The sequence below is a fragment of the Mesorhizobium sp. M7A.T.Ca.US.000.02.2.1 genome, assembly GCF_003996995.1.
Lineage (GTDB): Bacteria > Pseudomonadota > Alphaproteobacteria > Rhizobiales > Rhizobiaceae > Mesorhizobium.
In genome coordinates this window covers 1-892 of sequence record NZ_RZTT01000819.1, presented here as the reverse complement: position 1 = coordinate 892, position 892 = coordinate 1, and the positions used below count along the sequence as shown (strand labels likewise).

The 892-nt window shown below is 67.2% G+C and carries 2 protein-coding genes; both read left to right on the top strand.

Going from position 1 to position 892, the window contains the following annotated elements; genetic code table 11:
* The coding region (locus tag EOD15_RS34880; protein WP_127409343.1) for an ATP-binding cassette domain-containing protein at positions 1–596 on the top strand (596 nt) is incomplete at its 5' end.
* Between the two features lie 61 nt (positions 597–657).
* Positions 658–892, top strand: a 235-nt coding sequence (locus EOD15_RS34875; protein ID WP_148129837.1) for a hypothetical protein, incomplete at its 3' end; no start/stop codon positions are given.

Genomic DNA, 892 nt, shown 5'->3' with positions numbered 1-892 from the left:
GGTTTGCGCCGGGCCGGTTGAATTTCATCGTCGGGCCGTCCGGGTCTGGAAAATCGAGCCTGTTGCAGATCCTCCTGGGCATCAACGGCGCGTACACGGGGGCGGTAAGGGTTGCCGGGCTCGATCACGGCAGTCTCGATGGCGACGCTTACCTGGGCGCGGTCGGCTATGTGCCGCAAGAGCCCATGCTGATGAACCTCAGCATTCGCGACAACGTGCTGTTCGGCCGCTCGTACCCCGACGCGGACGTGGCCGCGGTGCTCGATGCGGTGCAGCTGACGGCGAAGTTGGCAAGCCTGCCCGAGGGGCTGGATTTCGTCATCGGCGAGCGTGGCCAGCTGCTCAGTGGCGGTGAGCGCCAGCGGCTGGCGATTGCGCGAGCGCTGATCGGCAAGCCGCAGATCCTGGTGCTCGATGAGGCAAGTTCCGCCCTGGACGAACAGACCGAGCGGGGGATTTTCGCCAGCTTGCGCAGGCTGGCCGGGACCGCGACAGTGGTCGCGGTTACCCACCGCTTGGGCGTCATCGATCCTTCGGACCAGGTGCTGGACCTGTCGAAGCAGGTAGAGCCGAAAGCCGAGCCTCTGCCTGCGTGATTTCGGCCGCCCGCCGCGTGAAGTACCGCTCCACAGCGGCCCTGATGCTGCGTCGGTCGCCATGGTGGAGGCGTCGGCCGAAGTCGTGGAATTCACCGGCCAGGCGGCGGTAATAGGTGTCGGTCCCAACGGTGGCGGCGGCGTGTGCGAAGGTGACGTCGCCGAGGCGATCGACAATCGCCCGGTACGGCCTCGCCAGCAGGACGCGACGGCAGGCGGCTGCGTAGTAAAGGCACTGTTTGGCGGCTGGCTGTCCGGGATCGATGGCGGCCAGCTCGTCGCGGAACTGGCGGGCG